Annotated in this window: 16 protein-coding genes; 8 read left to right on the plus strand and 8 right to left on the minus strand. The window is 63.9% G+C overall.

Translation table 11 applies throughout. From position 1 onward, the window contains the following. Nucleotides 1–240 precede the first annotated feature (240 nt). A complete protein-coding gene (locus tag LFL96_RS32235; protein WP_281001937.1) occupies nucleotides 241–525 on the plus strand; it encodes a DUF4148 domain-containing protein in 285 nt (94 codons plus the stop codon). Between the two features lie 68 nt (nucleotides 526–593). Here the strand turns inward: LFL96_RS32235 and LFL96_RS32240 are convergent, their stop codons facing one another. Beyond that, nucleotides 594–1766 (minus strand): porin, encoded by a 1173-nt coding sequence (locus LFL96_RS32240; RefSeq protein ID WP_281001938.1) that lies wholly within the window; start codon nucleotides 1764–1766, stop codon nucleotides 594–596. A 609-nt stretch (nucleotides 1767–2375) separates the two neighbouring features. Here LFL96_RS32240 and LFL96_RS32245 point away from each other — a divergent pair. Beyond that, complete coding sequence (locus LFL96_RS32245; RefSeq protein ID WP_281001939.1) at nucleotides 2376–3116, plus strand: helix-turn-helix transcriptional regulator; 741 nt, start codon at nucleotides 2376–2378, stop codon at nucleotides 3114–3116. Here the strand turns inward: LFL96_RS32245 and LFL96_RS32250 are convergent. From LFL96_RS32250 to LFL96_RS32270, 5 genes are all read right to left on the minus strand, one after another. Continuing rightward, nucleotides 3037–4059, minus strand: a complete 1023-nt coding sequence (locus LFL96_RS32250) for a fatty acid desaturase (RefSeq protein ID WP_281001940.1) — start codon at nucleotides 4057–4059, stop codon at nucleotides 3037–3039. The genes LFL96_RS32245 and LFL96_RS32250 overlap by 80 nt on opposite strands. 162 nt (nucleotides 4060–4221) lie before the next feature. Beyond that, nucleotides 4222–4974: a CDP-diacylglycerol diphosphatase gene (locus LFL96_RS32255; RefSeq protein ID WP_281003921.1), complete on the minus strand. Its 753-nt coding sequence runs from the start codon at nucleotides 4972–4974 to the stop codon at nucleotides 4222–4224. Nucleotides 4975–5006: 32 nt separating this feature from the next. Then, nucleotides 5007–6461, minus strand: a complete 1455-nt coding sequence (gene iaaH / locus LFL96_RS32260; protein WP_281001941.1) for an indoleacetamide hydrolase — start codon at nucleotides 6459–6461, stop codon at nucleotides 5007–5009. A gap of 130 nt (nucleotides 6462–6591) precedes the next feature. Then, nucleotides 6592–6807, minus strand: a complete 216-nt coding sequence (locus LFL96_RS32265; RefSeq protein ID WP_281001942.1) for a transcriptional regulator — start codon at nucleotides 6805–6807, stop codon at nucleotides 6592–6594. Between the two features lie 559 nt (nucleotides 6808–7366). Further along, nucleotides 7367–8050, minus strand: coding sequence for an NAD(P)H-dependent oxidoreductase (locus LFL96_RS32270; protein ID WP_281001943.1), 684 nt, complete (start codon nucleotides 8048–8050; stop codon nucleotides 7367–7369). A 574-nt stretch (nucleotides 8051–8624) separates the two neighbouring features. Here LFL96_RS32270 and LFL96_RS32275 point away from each other — a divergent pair. Then, nucleotides 8625–9383: a J domain-containing protein gene (locus LFL96_RS32275; protein ID WP_281001944.1), complete on the plus strand. Its 759-nt coding sequence runs from the start codon at nucleotides 8625–8627 to the stop codon at nucleotides 9381–9383. Between the two features lie 16 nt (nucleotides 9384–9399). Here the strand turns inward: LFL96_RS32275 and LFL96_RS32280 are convergent, their stop codons facing one another. Beyond that, nucleotides 9400–10077: a gamma-glutamylcyclotransferase gene (locus LFL96_RS32280; RefSeq protein WP_281001945.1), complete on the minus strand. Its 678-nt coding sequence runs from the start codon at nucleotides 10075–10077 to the stop codon at nucleotides 9400–9402. A gap of 362 nt (nucleotides 10078–10439) precedes the next feature. Here LFL96_RS32280 and LFL96_RS32285 point away from each other — a divergent pair, with 362 nt between their 5' ends. The 3 genes from LFL96_RS32285 to LFL96_RS32295 all read left to right on the plus strand — a co-directional run bounded on the left by LFL96_RS32285 (nucleotide 10440) and on the right by LFL96_RS32295 (nucleotide 13357). Beyond that, entirely contained in the window at nucleotides 10440–12053 is a 1614-nt protein-coding gene (locus tag LFL96_RS32285; RefSeq protein WP_281001946.1) for an MFS transporter, read from the plus strand. Between the two features lie 201 nt (nucleotides 12054–12254). Next, on the plus strand, nucleotides 12255–12464 hold the full coding sequence (locus LFL96_RS32290; protein WP_281001947.1) for a hypothetical protein: 210 nt from the start codon (nucleotides 12255–12257) through the stop codon (nucleotides 12462–12464). Nucleotides 12465–12883: 419 nt separating this feature from the next. Further along, a complete protein-coding gene (locus tag LFL96_RS32295; protein WP_281001948.1) occupies nucleotides 12884–13357 on the plus strand; it encodes a low molecular weight phosphatase family protein in 474 nt (157 codons plus the stop codon). Nucleotides 13358–13366: 9 nt separating this feature from the next. Here the strand turns inward: LFL96_RS32295 and LFL96_RS32300 are convergent, their stop codons facing one another. Next, on the minus strand, nucleotides 13367–13693 hold the full coding sequence (locus tag LFL96_RS32300; RefSeq protein ID WP_281001949.1) for an H-NS family nucleoid-associated regulatory protein: 327 nt from the start codon (nucleotides 13691–13693) through the stop codon (nucleotides 13367–13369). An 833-nt stretch (nucleotides 13694–14526) separates the two neighbouring features. Between LFL96_RS32300 and LFL96_RS32305 the strand changes: the two genes are divergently transcribed. Further along, nucleotides 14527–14859: a hypothetical protein gene (locus LFL96_RS32305; RefSeq protein WP_281001950.1), complete on the plus strand. Its 333-nt coding sequence runs from the start codon at nucleotides 14527–14529 to the stop codon at nucleotides 14857–14859. 266 nt (nucleotides 14860–15125) lie between these two features. Beyond that, the gene (locus tag LFL96_RS32310) at nucleotides 15126–16466 is read left to right on the plus strand and encodes an MFS transporter (protein ID WP_281001951.1); all 1341 of its coding nucleotides are present in this window, start codon (nucleotides 15126–15128) and stop codon (nucleotides 16464–16466) included. Nucleotides 16467–16495: the final 29 nt, after the last annotated feature.

A 16495-nucleotide genomic window follows, 5' to 3' on the forward strand; every position in this document is an offset into this window, starting at 1 on the left:
ACGCTTCAAAGCACGCGTCGTCCAGATCCTCTCGCTTTGAACGAGCAGTGAAAATGGGTTCCGTATCATGAAGAATATCTTTTTACGAGTCGCAAGAGCGTTAACGTCCATGTTCACTATCCAGAAGCTGGACATCATTGTCTGTAACTCGGCGGGGCAGGAAATTCCGTATGTCATGTTGTTCACCATGTACGGTTTCGTCTGATCGCGACGCCACAGCTTTACGAAGAAGGAGTATTCATGAAAACGATAATCGCAGCGGTACTCTGCCTCGTGGTCTTCTTTCCGTTGGCCGCAAGTGCCGGCACTGACAAGACAGACTGCCCGGGCGCGTCGGTGGTGGATGAGAAGACGCGTGCCGAGGTACGAGCCGAACTTCTTCAGGCCGAACACGACGGCTGGATAACGGCGACGAAGCAAAGGGCCTACCCGCCGGATTCGGAACGGGGCGGCCTGAACCGGAGCGTATATGACGCGAGTGTTGGCACGAGACCGTACTACCAGGCGTCGAATCGGCAACCCTGAGAGGCGAGGGCGGCGCCTGCATTCAGGTGGCGAATGCAGGCGCCTTCCTTCGTCACGGGATGGGTTGCCTAGAATTTGTGGCGAATAGCCAACCTGTAAATCATCTGGTGGTTATTCGACGAGTCTCCGGAGCCTCCAATGTCGGCGACAGCGGGCGCGCCCGTCGACGCTGTACCCGAAGCACGTTGCCAGCCGCCCGAGAAATACACATCCGTGCGTTTCGACAGCAAATAGTCCACCAGAAATGCCGCCTGATTGTAGTGCTGGTTACCAACGACGTTGCCCTGTGCGGTGGTGACGCTGCGGGCGTTCATATAGTCATACATCACGCCGACGGAAAACGCTGGCGTGATGCGATAACTCAAGCCGATGTCGTAGTTGTTGAAGATCGCGGTGCCGTTCAGAAACGAGGGCCCCAGATTGGCGTACTGCACGTTCGAGTAGGAGGCGCTGATCGCCGCGTTGCCGATGGTGTATGTCGCCGCGACAACGGCGTCCTGATACGCCTGCGCAACCTGGTAAGCCGAGTTCAGTGAATTGGCGAGCAGGTTGAAGCCGCTTGCGTAGGCAGTGAACCAGCCGCTTCCCGGCGTCGCGGTCGGATGTTTGAAGTAATCGAACGCTGCGCCGACCTGAAGCGGGCCGTGGGTGTAACCCGCGCCGATCGAGTAGCCCGATGTGGACGTGAAGTCGCCGGGTATTCCGCCAAGGCTGTATTCGGCACCGAAGGAGAAGCCATGAAAATCCGGGCTCATATAGCGCACCGAATTATTGAATCGCACGCTGTTGCCGACATTGTCGAGGTCGCCCGGGTGGCCGCCGGCAATATCGCCGACGGCTGCGGAGCCCGCGAGAAACTCGGGGAAGTACCACACCATGTCGTACTGGCGCCCCGCGGTGAGCGAGCCGTAGGTGTCGCTGCTCAGTCCGACGAAGGCCTGGCGGCCGAAGGCCGTACCGCCCTGAGCGAACTGTCCGTTGTTCACGTTGATCCCGGATTCAAGGGTAAAGATGGCTTTAAGACCGCCTCCGAGATCTTCCTTGCCGATCAACCCCCAGCGGCTGCCGTCGATGCCGTCCAGCGAGTCCATATAGACCGCTTTGCCGCCGCCCACATTGGTCTGGTAGTGAATGCCGTTGTCGATCTCTCCGTAGAGCGTGACGCTACTCTGGCTATGCGCGAAAGGGCTGGCAAGCCCCACGAGCGAACCGACTATGACTTCCATTTTTTTCTTTTTCATAAGATCTCCGGATTTCAAAGTGAATTTCAAAAGAACGGTCAAACCTTGTCCTGTCGAGCCGGGTGACGCGATGCGGAAAGCCCCGCAACCGGCGGTCTTTTCGAGGGCGAGCGAAGACCGCGCAGAGGCATTCCGCGGTGCTTGTCGTCGTGGTTATTCGAATTCGAAATGCGGAGGTGTCTCGTCCACGTTTGTATTTCGCCGCGGCGGATTTCCGCGTGGTTATTGAAATCTGGCGCGTCGTGCCCTTCGATTGTTTTTATCGAGTCGCCCGCGCCGTGAATTCATTTGACTGCGTGGAGAAATATTGCCGGAGTTCAGGCAGAATTTTCTATTCTTGTTCTATTGCAGTTCGGTTCCGGTCAGCAGATTGTGCGGTGGGAGCGCTCAATCGAAGCGCAATGCGCGGGTGGGTGCGGACTGAACGTTGCTGACATGGTCTCTCGCGATCCCGGCGTGGCGCTCCTTCGAAACGCCGGCTTATTTTTCGGTTGAAGGTCGCTACAATGGCAGCATGTCGCTGAGAAAAAGCCCGCTATGGATCGTTACCCTGGCCTTCCTGATTTAGACGATCCCGATCGAATCGATCGCCCGGCAGTGGCGCTTCGCATGCAACTCGACGAGCACGTGGAGGAGATCCCGGTACACACGCATCGAAAAGGGCAACTGGTATTGGCATTACACGGTGCGGTGACCTGCCAGGTTGCGGGCGCGTTGTGGATCGTGCCGCCGCAGTGCGGGGTCTGGATTCCCGGCGACATGCCGCATAGCAACCGTGCCACACCCAACGCGCAGCTGTGTTATCTGTTCGCCGAATCAGGCATTGTCGATCTGCCGAAGGAGTGCTGCACGCTGTCCATTTCGCCAATGGTGCGCGAAATCATTCTTTATCTGGCAGCAGCACCGCTCGACTACGAGAAGGGCGGCCATATCGACCAGCTTGCACGTGTGCTGTTACGCGAGCTGACGTTGATGCCGGTCGAACGCCTCTATTTGCCGGTTACCGATCATCCGAAGATCCGTCAGATTGCCGACGCGCTGAACGTCAATCCCGGTGATCGCAGCACTATTTCGCAATGGGGCAAGCGTCTGGCAATGAGCGAGCGTTCGTTGGCCAGACTTATCGTCAACGAAACGGGACTGACGTTCGGCCGGTGGCGACAGCAGTTGCAATTGCTGGTCGCCGTGCGCGAGCTTGCCGGGGGCGCGTCTGTGCAACGCGTATCCGACGAACTTGGCTATGAGTCGGTGACTGCGTTCATCACCATGTTCAAGAAAGCGCTCGGACATCCGCCTGGCCGTTACTTTGCGGCGCTAGCGCGTAGCCAGTCGCAGGCTGCGGGTGAATAGCGGATCGAGTCCCAAACGCGGGATGGGCGGCAGCGGCAAGCACATAACGTCTGAACCACTCGCTATAACCGTTGACTACGAACCCGCCAGAGCGCTCGACATATTGCTCGCGCGACGCTTCATACACACGCGGAATCGCAAACCACGGCACATGCGGCAGATCGTGATGCACCACGTGGAAGTTGTTGTTCAGAAACAGCAATCGCCAGAACCACGCCGCCTCATTGATCACCGTGCGATGCGCGACCACCTCCGCCACGCGATGCTCCTGAAACGAGCGAACCGCCCCGAGCGACAACGCGCCATATCCCGCACCGACAATAAACACCCAAGCCGGCATCGCGCACACGATCTGCAGCCACGCGGCGAGCGCACCCAACGCGACAACATGCGCAAGCCAGACCGGCACGTCCCGCCAATCGCCACGCCTGAGTTTGGCGAACGCCTCCACGCCCGTCGCCGCGATGGAAAACGCCGGCCCGATCAGCAACCGCCCAACGAACGTATTGCGGAAAACGAGTAACGCGCGAAACGTCCGCCCTGCACGTTGCCAAACGAGCGGACTGACGAAATAGCTCTCGGGATCGCGTTCGGGATGCGTCAGATGCGCATCGTCATGATGCAGCAGATGCGAGTCCCGATAGACGCCATACGGAAACCACACGGCCAGCGGCGCGAAGCCGAGCAACGCGTTGAAGCGTCGCGAACGGGTCGGGTGACCATGGAGAAGTTCGTGTTGCAGCGACATGTACCACGCGCCGAACACGGCCAGCAGCGCGACGGTAAGCGGCAGACCCAACTCGCGTGCATGCGTCGCGACGCCGAACCAGCCGCCGTAGATCGTCACGATCAGCAGCCACGTCGGCCATTGCGTGCGCCACGTCCAGCTGGACGCGAGCCGGGCGAGGGTAGAGCGTTGCGTGTCGTCGAGATAGAACGCCATGGGCAGGAACGGTCGAAGTGCAGATTCAGACCGATCCTACGGACCCTCGCGTGCCGCCAGAACCAATTTGTTCAGCAATGCATCTGCGCGAACGTGCTTAGGCGGCGGGCATCACGCCGCAACGCGCTGGCAGGACCGCAAACAGGACAGCCAACGCGATCCTTACGATGCATCCGCAACGCGGCATTCGTGATCGAGCAGGCCCTCGGCCGAGCCGCTGCCGTCGTCGACACGGGTGCCGCTGTTCACGATCAGCCAGCCGTCCTGTTGCGCATCCGGGCCGGCGCCCGTCACGAGAATGGTTTGGGTGGACATCGCCGCTTCGCCCGGGTTGTCTCTCGCGACGACGCGAAACGGGTTGTCCCCGTTCGCGAGCGTCGTGACGCGCATGATCCGGTAACGCTTACCGTCGAGCGAGTCCCAGCGCCATTCGCCCGGCGCATCCTTCGCGTGGCGTGACAGCGCTTCGCCGATATCGTTGCGCATGCAATCGATATGAATATGTAGCTGGTTCTGCGAGCGCTGGTACTGCGAATTGATTTCGAGTCCGAGCAGGCTGTCGGGCAAGCTGCGCTTGACCGATTGCTCGACGTCGCGCCGCGCGTCCCACGCATCGACCCAGTAGTCGCGCGCATGCGGTGCGAGCACGAGCGGACTTTCGATGCCGGTAATGCGATCGGTCGGAATCAGCAGATGCTGCGAACGCCCGACGATGTCCTTCAGGATCGCATAGCGTTTGTCGAGATCGACGCTCGTGCATTGGCCCGGCGTGCCGGTGGCCTGTTGCGACGGCACGCAGCGCAGATCGACGATTTTCCAAAGCGCGTTGGAATCGACCGCGGCGAGACGCGCGCAGGCGCCAGCCGCGAGTGCGACGGTCAGCGCGGCGGCAATGCCGGCGACGCGACGCGCCATCGCCATGCGAGTAGACAACCCGGCCGTCCGCATCAAAGCGCGGGCGCCGGCAGCGCACCCAGCAACTGCTCGAACGCGATGCCGATCGCCAGCAGCCGCCGGTCCTCGCCCAGCGGTCCGTCCAGTTCGAAGCCGACCGGCAGGCCGCTCGCGCTCATGCCCGCCGGCAACGACAGCCCGGGAATGCCCGACGTGCTGGCCGGATCGGTATTGCGCAGGAACGCGTCCATCGTGTCGATCGGCTCGCCGCCGTCGATGCGCACGAACGACGAGCCGTGCACATCGTCGATCGGCGTGGCGACCAGGCGCGTGGTGGGAAACAGCAGCGCATCGAGCCGCTCGCCGGCGAAGATGTCCGCCATGTACTGCCGCAAGCGCGGACGCCACAGATTCAGCGCGTCGTCGTAACGTTCGCCGAGCACGTCGCCGAGCACGGCATCGTAGATCGCGCGTACGTCCGGGCTCGCGATGCGTGCCGCGAGTTCGGCAACGCTTTTGACCGGCGCATCGTTCGCCGTGAGCCACGCGAGCACATCCTCGCGCGGCTCGTGCAACGCGATCGGGCCGCCCACCATTCCGTTCAGGTGGTCGAGTTCGGCGATCTCGACCGGCACGAACACCACGCCGGCCGCGTCCAGTCGTTTCAGCGCGGCGTGCGCGACGGCTTCCACCTGCGCTTCGAGTCCGGCCCAGAGCGGCGCGGGCAAACCGATACGCAAGCCGTTCAGCGCGACGGACGGCAACGCGCCCGCGCCGGTGATCACGCCGTCGAGCAGGGCGATATCGGCGACGGTGCGCGCCATCGGCCCGACGGTATCGCGCGTATGGCTGATCGGCAGCACGGCATGGGGATCGTGATAGCGCCGCTCGCTTTCGCCGTTGCCGACCGATGGGCGAAAGCCCGCGGTGCCCGTCAACGCTGCCGGAATACGCGTCGAGCCGCCGGTATCGGTACCGAGTCCCGCGGGCGCGATGCGCGCGGCGATCGCCGCGGCAGTGCCGCCCGACGAGCCGCCCGGAATCAGCGTGGGGTCGTACGGATTGCGCACCGGCCCCGCGTGCGTGGCGAAATTGGTACTCGTGATGCCGAACGCCAGTTCGTGCATGTTCGCCTTGCCGAGCACGATCGCGCCGGCGTCGACGAGCCGCTGCACGGAAGGCGCGTTGGTCTTCGGCACGAAGCCTTCGAGCGCGGGCGTGCCCGCCGAGGTCTGCAAGCCGGCCGTGTTGATGTTGTCCTTCACGACCACCGGAAGGCCGGCGAGCGGCAATTGCGCGCGGGCTTCGGCCGGCAGCGCGTCGATGCGCCGCGCGGCGGCGAGCGCGCCGTCGAGGTCGAGTGTGGTGAGTGCGTTTAGGCTCTCGAGCGAGGCCGCGCGTGCGAGCAGGGTGGCGATGTAGTCGGCGGCTTTCAGACGCCCCGACTGAATGGCGGCGACGGCCTCGGTGGCGGTCAGCGCGAGTTGTGCATCGACGGTCCAGGTCATGGCCGGTCTCTCCGTAACGGCAAGCGTGCAAGGGGCGTGCACGAGGGCCGTCTATTCTGGCACAACCCTTCGCACGTCGACGCCGGCCGGCGCAAAGCCGGAGCGAATCGCGGCTTCCCGCGACCCGGACTTACTGATGGTTATCGATCCACATGCGGCCCCAGCGGAACGCATAGGCGAGCGCATGTTCCTCGTCGAAGAAATAATCCAGTGCATCGAACGAATACGCCTGCCCGTGGTTCGCGCTGGTTTTCTCGATCGTCAGATTGGCGGCGAACAGGCCATTGGGCAGGCGTTGCGCAACCGGTGCGACTTCGTAACCCTTGTAGCGGATATGTGGATTCATGGTCGTGGCAGTGAATATGCCCGCGTGCGTGTTCCAGGGAGCCGGCACGGGGACGCGCACTGAGCGTCGGGGGCCGGTAAGGCAGCGGGCAGGGTCAAGCGTAGGTGGCACTGCACTGCCGGTGAACCAATCATTCGTCGTAAGCAAATCAGCGAGGTTCGGGAACGGTCTTCACATGGCCGCGACGCCCCATATTCGCCTTGCTCGAACACACTATCCGGCGTGACAGGCAAGCGGTCTGTTATGTGGCGCACGGAGCGCGCAAGCACAAGCAGAAGCACAAGCGCGCACGCCGTGGGCCGCGAAAGCGGCGCCACGGCGTGCGTGATGCGGGTGACGATGTCGATGTGTGCCTGCGGCGTTGACCCGAGGCGTGAGCGGAGGGGTTGAGCGAGGCTGCGGCGCGAAGGCGTCGAAGCCCGGTGTTGAACCGGGCCAGGCGTTAAATCCAGGCGTTAAATCCAGGCGCTAAACCCAGGCGCTAAACCCAGGCGTTAAACCCAGGCGTTAAACCCAGGCGTTAAACCCAGGCGCTGAACCGTGCCCTACCACAGCGCTGCTAAACCGCGTGCAGCAGGCGCGCCGGTTGCGCTTCGCTGCGTGCTTCACCGCGCGAGTCGCCCTGTCCGCCGACCACCGGCGCGACGGCCGGCTTGCGATGCGAAGCGAACGCCAGCGCGAACTGCGCGGCCTGCTGACCGACGGTGGCGAGCTGCTCGACCACCTTCGGATCGGAACAGGTATCGACGCTGTCGAAGCGCGTCTCCAGCGTATTGATGCCGGCACCGAACGGCGTGGGCCAGCCGCGCAGCGCGTGGACGATCGAACGTAGCGAAGTCAGCACCGAACCAGCGGCCTGCCAGCCGTACGCGGTGACGATACAGCCGACCGCGCGGCCGTCGAGATAAGGACGCTCGTCGGCGCGCAATTCCTCCAGCGTATCCAGCGCGTTCTTGACGAGCCCGGACACGCCCCCGTGATAACCGGGCGTGGCGATGATCAACGCGTCCGCATGGCGCACGGCTTCGATCAATTCGAGTTGTTCGTCGGTGCGTTGCGTGTGTTCCGGCGCATAGTGGGGCAGGCTATGCAGGAAGGTGCCGCCGAACAGGCGGGTATTCGCGCCCGCGGCTTCGGCGCCGCGCAACGCAAACCCGAGTGCGCGTTCGGTCGACGAAGCGGCGCGCGTGGTGCCGCCGATGCCGATGACGAGCGGCCGGCGATGATAGTCGAAACTGGTCAACGAAATGCTCCTTCGGTAACGGCTCACGGTTCACCGGCGCGGGGCTGCGCGCGATAAAACCGGGGCGAACCGGACTTTGAAGTGTCATCTTAATGACCGCGGCGGGCCGCGCGAAGCGACTTTTTGTTCTAACGATATAACGCGCGGTAGGCGAGAAAGCTTTTTTCGTACCGCTCGATGCCGGATAAAAGGGGGATCGCGGCATGATCGCGGCGTGATGGATGCACGTCCGGCGCCGGATCGAAACCCGCTCCCCGCCCGCTGCAATGCACTTGCGCCGCCGTCGGATAAGCATATGGCGAACGATTGTTTGGGGGCGCGATGCCCGCGGGCTATGATCGAATCGTCTCCTCCATGACATCTCCTTGACATGGGACTCGGCCTCGCCACGTCAGTGGCGAGGCCTTTTTTTCGTCTGTCGTTTGCTTTCTTCGTGTTCGTCCATCATGACGCCGCCGCGAGAGGCCGCATTCGATGCCGAACCACGTCGGCTGCGCGCGTCGCTTCACGATAACGCCGTTTTTCGCGTGCTAGGATGGCCCGCGAAGCGAATCACGGCGAGGTCGAGCAGGCAATGGCAACTCTTTATGAAACGCTCGGCGTGCCCACGCACGCCACCGACGACGAGATCAAGCGCGCCTACCGCAAGGCCGCGATGAAGTGGCATCCCGACCGCAACAGCGGCGCCGAGGAAGTGGCGCGCGCCACCTTCCAGGAAATCAAGGACGCGTACGCGATCCTGTCGGACGCCGGGCAACGCAAGGTGTACGACGCCGTCTACGCCGAACAGATGCGCGGCTGGGAGGCGCAACGCGCGCGGCAGCAGCAGGCGCGCGCCGAGCGCGAAGCCGCGGCGAAGGCCGCCGACGAAGCGGCGTACGCGGAGATGGTGTCGCTCGCCATGCGCTTTGCCGACCAGGGCCACAATCGCGATGTGCTGTTCGGCGTATTGCTCGGCCGCCGTTGCGAGACGCGCCGTGCCGCGCAGATCGCGGATAGCGTGGCGGCGTTGCAGGCGGCGCGTCGCGCGGCGGAGGAGGCGGTGAAGGGGGATGGTGGGGGCGAAGCCGACACCGAGGTCGAGATCGAAACGGCGGGCGGCGAGGCGGCTCCCGCCGGGACGCGGACGCGATCCCGGACGAAGGCGGGCTCGGCCAGCGAGGATGCAACGCCGACGCAGGCCGCGTCGTCCAATCGCGGCGCCCAAGGCAAGCGCGGCGACCAGTCCGGCGATAAGCCGGACAACGCGTCGAGCGACGCTGGGGCCGAGGCCAACCCGGCCGGCGTGCTCGGTGGGCTGTGGTTCCAGTTCCTGAACGGTCTGCGTTTTTAACGCCGTTGCCAACGCATCAAGCAGGCTGCTCCGGCAACTTCGCCTGCTGTTTCGCGAGTTCATCGACGAGTTCGTCGACATAAGCATCGTTCAAGCCGCAATCCGCGAGCGCGTGTTGCAGCTTGAACACGTACTCCGCGTTGCTGCCGAACAGACCCGTCGCCATCGCCATCGCAGGCGCGATCGTCGCCGCCCGCGCATCGCGCTCGTACTGCTGATCCTGAGGTTCGGCGACGAAGGCGATCGCCTGAACCTGGGTGCCGTCGTCGAGCGTGACGGCCGCCCACGTCGGACGATACGCGCCCGTCACCATCTCGCGAATCCACAGGATGCGCAGTTCCTCGCCGAGCGTCGCGCCGCATAGCCGCAACGCGACGCCCTCGGTGCAGCCGCCCGGTTCGAGCGCGAGCATGCGTCCGGGTTGCTCGGGCGTACCGCGTCCGGCGATCAACCGGATGCAGAAGCTGCGATGCCAGCCGTGCAGCGTGGCGATGCGCCGGCAATCGAAGTCCGACACCGGGTTCCACATCAGCGAGCCATACGCGAACACCCATACGTCGCCATTGTCCGGACGCGCGGCCAGCGTTTGCGCGAGCGATGCGTCGATGCGCGCCTGCGTCCACAGCATCTCGCTGGGCAGCGAGTCGAAGCTCTCGAGGTAGGCGCCCGAGCTAATGGCGTTTCTGTTCAGCATCCGGTGGTTCCGTCGTGGTGGGCCGCATACGCGATGCGCAGCGCGTGCCCGTGAAAGTCGTTGTCAGTATGAACGCGACGGCCGCCCGGAAAAATCCGTCTGACGGAAATTGTGTGTCGCCGTGCTGGCGACAATCGTTGCCTTGCGCACGTTTTTTCTTCGTTCCCGCATGACCTTCGAATACGCGTCGAGGGGATCGATTGTCGCGTTTCGGGCCGCTCACTCACGACCTGCACGCTCTTTATCCGCGGCGGCGCCGTCGCCAGAATGACGGCCTTGAGCGCTGCATGTGGCCAGCGCGTCTGGCCGGCGCGCGTGACAGATCGCGTGACAGCCGGACGACCACGGGAAAGGAACGATCGATGAAAACGACTACGCCGGATAGTGACGCCAACGCCAACGCCAACATTCAGCCCGGCACCCGCGCCAAACCGCTGATCCTCGCCGCCGTCTGCCTCGCCGCGCTCGTACTGCCGCTCGCCTTCTCCGGCGGCGCGGTCGCGACGCCGGCCATCGGACGCGACCTTGGCGGCAGCGCGACTGCGCTGACGTGGATCACCAACGCCTTCCTGCTGAGCTTCGGCAGCCTGTTGATGGCGGCCGGCGCGCTTGCCGATCAGTACGGCCGCAAGCGGCTCTTCGTGGCCGGGCTTGGCGGCTTCATCGTCGCGTCGCTGGGGCTGAGTCTCGCGCCCTCGGTGTCATGGCTCGACGCATTGCGCGCGCTGCAGGGCGTCGCGGCGGCGGCGTCGCTGGCGAGCGGGTCGGCCGCGCTCGCGCAGGAGTTCGCGGGGCATGCCCGCACGCGCGCGTTCAGCCTGCTCGGCACGAGCTTCGGCATCGGTCTCGCGTTCGGCCCGCTGCTGGCCGGCGCGTTGATCGCGCATTTCGGCTGGCGCGCGATCTTCGCGACGATCGCCGCGATCGGTGCGCTCGCCTTCGTGTTCGGCGTGCCGCGCATGCGCGAAACGCGCGATCCGGATGCGGCCGGTCTCGACTGGCCGGGCACGCTGAGCTTCAGCGGCACGCTCGCGTTGTTCACCTTCGCAGTGATCCAGGCGCCGCAGGCGGGTTGGGCGAGTGCGCGGGTGGTCGGTCTGCTGGCCGCGTCGGCGGTCTTGCTCGTGCTGTTCGCGAGGGTGGAAACGCGGGTCGCCCGGCCGATGCTGGACCTGAGTCTGTTTCGCTATCCGCGTTTCGTCGGCGTGCAGATCTTGCCGGTCGGCACTTGCTACTGCTACATCGTGTTGATCGTGATGCTGCCGTTGCGGTTGATCGGCGCGGAAGGACTCAGCGAACTCGATGCGGGGCTGCTGATGATTGCGTTGTCCGCGCCGCTCGTCATCGTGCCGCTGCTGGCCGCCTCGCTGACGCGCTGGCTGTCGGCGGGCGTGCTCTCGGGCATCGGTTTCCTGATCGCGGCGGCGGGGCTGTTCTGGCTGAGCCGCGTCGACATCGGCGCGGCGCGTGCATCGGCGATCCTGCCGATGCTGATCATCGGCGTCGGCGCGGGCATGCCTTGGGGTTTGATGGATGGACTGTCGGTCAGCGTCGTACCGAAGGAGCGCGCGGGCATGGCCACCGGCATCTTCAGCACGACGCGCGTGGCCGGCGAGGGCATCGCGCTCGCGATCGTCACCGCACTGCTCGCGGGCCTCGCCCAGGCGCGGCTCGCGCGACTGGCTCCCCTCGCGGCCGACGGCAGCGCCGACACCGCGCGACGCATCGCCGAAGCGGCGCAACGTCTGACCACGGGCGATCTCGCGAGCGCCGCCGCAAGTCTGCCCGGCCTCGACCGGCATGCGCTCGCGCTCAGTTATACGCAGGCCTTCACGAGCATGCTGCACGTGCTGATCGTCATCACGTTGCTGGCGGCGTGCGCGTCGTTCGCATTCCTGAGCCGCGCGGGCGAACTCAAGCATGCCCGCGACGAAGCCGAAACGTCGCGCGAGGCCGCGCGATCTGCCGTGGTGTGACGAAAGCGGTATTGGCCGTCAGGCCATAGACGTCGGCCGATTAGATAGAGACTGCGGCCTTTAGCACGACACGCCGCGCTTCTAGAATCGAAGACACGTTCGACGCGTTCGCGGCGCAGGCCGTCCGGCCGCGTTCGAACGTCGTTTCTTTTCGCCCGTTCCCCATCGTCGCATGCGGGTCATCCGGGAGGCTCGACGCTCATGTTCACCTTCATCATCGTCGTCGCGGTCGCGGCGTTCGTCCCCTATGTCGCCGCGCCGGGCATCGCGAATGGCGTCAAGGCCATCAACAAACCACCCGCGGCGACCACGCAGATGCAGTTCGAGACCACGCCGGCGACGACGCCGCAAAACGGCGATGCGACCAACCGGCTCGTCTCCGGGCGTCGCGACAACGAAGCCGCGAGTTGACGCGCAATGATGCGTGGCGGTCATGCGACGCAATGCGCGCGGAACCGCGCGGGTCCGTCCGCGAGAGTGACAGCATAATGAAAGCTTGGGCGAGTGCGCTGCTACACTTGCGTGCGGCGGCGGCCTTAACCTTGCCGGGCGCCAGGCCGTAAACGTGTGGTTGAGCACGAGGTTGAGCGTGTGGTTAAGCGCGGCATCCAGCAGTGGGAGCGCGATCGCCAAGGCAATCAGGACGCGATCCGAACGTGACCCAGGACGCGACCCGGCGGCGACCGTCGCTCACCCGATGATCCCTTATCGCTCCTCCACCTGGTGCAAATTCCCGTGGCGCGAAAAATCAGGTCATCGTAGTGTCACGGGGGCGCAAGACGGCGACGGCAGAATGCCATCCAGAAGTAAAAAGAAGGGACGGGGAAAGCGTGACCAGAAAATACAAAGTGCTGTTTCTCTGTCGCGAGAATTCAGCCAGCAGCATCATCGCCGAAGCGCTACTGCGCGAACTGGCGGGGCACCGTTTCGAAGCATTCAGCGCAGGGCCGGAACCGGCCACGCGGGTTCATCCGTATACGGTCGCGCAATTGCGCCCCGGCATTTCGGAACTGGGTGGGCTCGGCGCGAAAAGCTGGCTGGAATTCACCGGCGAATGGGCGCCGCGCATGGACGTCGTCGTCGCGATGGATGACTGCGTCGCCGCGCCGAATGCGCCGGTGTTTCCAGGCGAACCGGTGTTTTACCGCTGGAGTTTTATCGATCCGCTCGTCGACGGCGTGACCGAAGCGGAACGTGGCCGCCTCTTCGACAAGGTGTTCTGGCAGATCGTGCGGCAGGTCAGCGCGTTCATTCAATTGCCGCAATATGCGCGGCCGCCGCACATTTCCACGTGCGACGCATGACCGCGCGTTTTAACGATCGCTCGAGCGTGCGAGCGGACTGCCCGCGAACGGATCGTTTTTCCAGTCGACCTGTTTTTTCGGTTGCGGCGCCGGTGCCGGCGTGCCCGACAATTCGAAGTGATCGATGGATTGCCCCGCGCTGATGGCCTGTTTGAGCCATTGAGGCATTTCGCCCTGACCGTCCCAGCTGTCGCCGGTCGCGCTGCGGTAGCGCGCGGCTTTTTCCGCGGCGGGCTCGGCGGCTAATACCGCGGCCAGATCTTCCGGCTCGATGCCAAACTCTTCCATGCGATGGCGGAGATACGCAATCATGCTATCTCGCTTCCGTTCGTCCATAAGATATTCGTCCTTCTAAAGCGTCCGGCGTTCTGTCAGTTACAGATTGCAAGGAAAGCCGCGTAAGCCCTTGGCCCATCTGAATGGGCCGGCCCGCGGTAGGGTTATCGATTGAAGGAAATGCCAATGGCAGCGTTAAAAAACGTTGCTCCGTAAATTGCGGTACTGCATTTGTCCGGTCAGGCTGCCGTTATTACCGGCTGTGCCGTTCAACTCAATCAGCGGCCAACAAGTCGCCAATCAGCTGCAAATCAGCACGTTATACGGGCACGCCGCCAGGCGACGGATGAGGCTGGATAAGCCTCGCGGCCGCGGGGGGACGAACGATGATGTCGATATGCTGATTGTTGCCGGCTGGCTTCACGCCCACACTTCCGTCTCTCGCCGGTGCTGCACGTGGGGCCGTTTTTTACGTTATTGCAGCATGATAGCGCACTGCGCGGCTAATGCACGTACTCAATTGCGGGATTTTGTCGTGGAGTGCGGTTATCCGAACTGAATTGGGTATCGGGTATGCGCGGGGTATCGGCGCGGCGATCGTCGGCACCGGTTGAAAACCGGTGATTGAATTCCTGTGCCGCCGGACTATAACGGAACAGCGGAGCCGATATCCGCATTTCCAGCCTGTGGCGACCGAATCCGGTGCGCCGCGACGACGCGTCCCACATCGGTTGCAGGTCTGGCAACGCTTCACTTGCCTGTTACGGCGATTCGCCGCAGCGGTTCTGCATCGGCACCGGCTCGTCCGTCGGCCCTGAGGGGGCTGGCGATGTTTCGCCAATCGATTTTGTCAAAGGACGGGTACCGCTGCGCCGGATTCGAGGAGTCTGGTCATGAAATTTCATTGGATGTTGGCAATCGCCAGCGCCGTTCTGCTGCTCGTACCGGTGACTGCCGGCGCGCTGCAGCCGGATGACGCGCAAGGCGGCAGTCCATCGGGCCGCACGATGATGCAACAGAACGCGAACGAGTCGGTGCAGGCGACGACCGACATGTCGTTCAGCGACCCGGGACAAGCGGGGAACGTGCGCAATGCGTCGTATGGCGGCATCGCCGCGGGGCAGTCGGACATGGGCGTCCGGCAGGACGCACACGGTACGCAGGGCACTCGAAACGACAGGCCGTGCGCGAACGGACCGCTGTGCCGGACCTATTTCGGTCAATGACGTACGGCGCAACGTGCTATCGATTCGCCAGGCCGCGCTAAATAACCCCACCGGCGACCGCGATTTTTCGTCGTGCGCTGCGAGCGTCTTAATACGATGTTAAGGTGTGACCCATTCCGGTTTTCTCGCTGATTTTCCGGCAACGCAATCGCAAGCAGGTCCTAGACAAGTCATCAGGGCCTGCTTTTTTATTCGGGGCGCGCATCGATTAGTACGGCCGCGCCGCTCCAATCCCATTCGTTGTTAAGTCACTCGCAAACAATACTATGTTGATGGAAGAAAATCCGTCGTCGAGCATCGCCTCGACGGACGATGGCACGTCGTCGCCCGTGCGTTCCTGGCTCGCGGTCGGCGCGGTCGCGATTGGCGCGTTCGCCTTCGTGACGACCGAATTTCTGCCGGTCGGGTTGTTGCCGCGTATCGCCGCCGATCTGGGCGTGAGCCCAGGGACCGCCGGCCTGATGGTGACGGTGCCCGGCGTGATCGCCGCGCTCTCGGCACCGGGCTTGATGATCGGCGCCGGGCGCATGGACCGGCGGCGCGTGTTCCTGTTGCTCACGGCGTTGCTGCTCGCGTCGAATCTGATCTCGGCCTTCGCGGCGAACTTCATGATCATGCTGCTCGGACGCGCGTTGCTCGGCGCCGCGCTCGGCGGTTTCTGGACACTCGCGACGGCAGCTTCCGCGCGTCTCGTGAAGCCGAAGGATGCCGCGCGGGCGATGGCCACGATCCTCACCGGCGTGACCTGCGCGACCGTGATCGGCGTGCCGCTCGGTACGTTTATCGCGAGTTTCGCGTCGTGGCGCGCGTCGTTCATGGCGACTGGCGTGCTGGTCGCGTTCGCGCTCGCCGCGCAGTTCCTGTTCGTGCCTTCGCTGCCGTCCGACGCGGCGATACGCGCGCGCGATCTGACCGCGTTGCTGCGCCGGCCGCATCCGCGCCGAAGCCTGTTGATGGTGGCGCTCGTGTTCGGCGCGCATTTCTCGTCGTACACGTACATCACGCCGTTCCTGCTGCGCAATGCGAATCTGGGCATGTCGACCATCACGTGGTTGTTGCTCGGCTTCGGCATGATCGGTTTCATTTCGAACTTCGCGGTGTCGTCGACGGTCACGCGCAATCTGAAAATCTCGCTCGGGGCGATGATCGCGTTGTTGATGGTGGCGCTCGTGTCGTTGCCGCTGCTTCAGCAGTCGTCGCTCGGTGTGGCGGCGCTGGTGCTGGCGTGGGGCATTTCGTTCGGCGCGCTGCCGCTGTGCTTGAGCATGTGGATTCAGCGCGCGACACCGGATGAACCGGAAGCGGGTTCGGCCTTGTTCATCGGCATCATCCAAGTGGCGATTGCGCTCGGCTCGCTGGTGGGCGGGATGGTGGTCGACCACGTCGGCATTCCCGCCGATTTCACGCTCGGCAGCGCGCTGGCGTTGCTGGGGTTGGGTGCGTTGGTGAGTTTTGGACGCGACCGGCAGCAGCCGAACGAGGCGACGCACGCCGACGCCAATCCGGCACGAGCCGCGAAGAACGCAACGACGAGGCCCGTGACGGTCGCCGCGACTACGACAAGCACGGCGACTGTGGACGCAACCTGTTCCGCGTGCGCGGACTGAGGGTTTCAGCGTTTCCGATGTTTGCGGCA

The sequence above is a fragment of the Paraburkholderia sp. D15 genome, from assembly GCF_029910215.1.
Lineage (GTDB): Bacteria > Pseudomonadota > Gammaproteobacteria > Burkholderiales > Burkholderiaceae > Paraburkholderia.

Excerpts from the sequence above, each read along its gene's own strand:
- LFL96_RS32235 (WP_281001937.1), top strand. The coding sequence starts at position 241 with ATGAAAACGATAATCGCAGCGGTACTCTGCCTCGTGGTCTTCTTTCCG.
- LFL96_RS32240 (WP_281001938.1), bottom strand. The coding sequence starts at position 1,766 with ATGAAAAAGAAAAAAATGGAAGTCATAGTCGGTTCGCTCGTGGGGCTT.
- LFL96_RS32245 (WP_281001939.1), top strand. The coding sequence starts at position 2,376 with ATGCAACTCGACGAGCACGTGGAGGAGATCCCGGTACACACGCATCGA.
- LFL96_RS32250 (WP_281001940.1), bottom strand. The coding sequence starts at position 4,059 with ATGGCGTTCTATCTCGACGACACGCAACGCTCTACCCTCGCCCGGCTC.
- LFL96_RS32255 (WP_281003921.1), bottom strand. The coding sequence starts at position 4,974 with ATGGCGCGTCGCGTCGCCGGCATTGCCGCCGCGCTGACCGTCGCACTC.
- iaaH (WP_281001941.1), bottom strand. The coding sequence starts at position 6,461 with ATGACCTGGACCGTCGATGCACAACTCGCGCTGACCGCCACCGAGGCC.
- LFL96_RS32265 (WP_281001942.1), bottom strand. The coding sequence starts at position 6,807 with ATGAATCCACATATCCGCTACAAGGGTTACGAAGTCGCACCGGTTGCG.
- LFL96_RS32275 (WP_281001944.1), top strand. The coding sequence starts at position 8,625 with ATGGCAACTCTTTATGAAACGCTCGGCGTGCCCACGCACGCCACCGAC.
- LFL96_RS32280 (WP_281001945.1), bottom strand. The coding sequence starts at position 10,077 with ATGCTGAACAGAAACGCCATTAGCTCGGGCGCCTACCTCGAGAGCTTC.
- LFL96_RS32285 (WP_281001946.1), top strand. The coding sequence starts at position 10,440 with ATGAAAACGACTACGCCGGATAGTGACGCCAACGCCAACGCCAACATT.
- LFL96_RS32290 (WP_281001947.1), top strand. The coding sequence starts at position 12,255 with ATGTTCACCTTCATCATCGTCGTCGCGGTCGCGGCGTTCGTCCCCTAT.
- LFL96_RS32300 (WP_281001949.1), bottom strand. The coding sequence starts at position 13,693 with ATGGACGAACGGAAGCGAGATAGCATGATTGCGTATCTCCGCCATCGC.
- LFL96_RS32305 (WP_281001950.1), top strand. The coding sequence starts at position 14,527 with ATGAAATTTCATTGGATGTTGGCAATCGCCAGCGCCGTTCTGCTGCTC.
- LFL96_RS32310 (WP_281001951.1), top strand. The coding sequence starts at position 15,126 with ATGTTGATGGAAGAAAATCCGTCGTCGAGCATCGCCTCGACGGACGAT.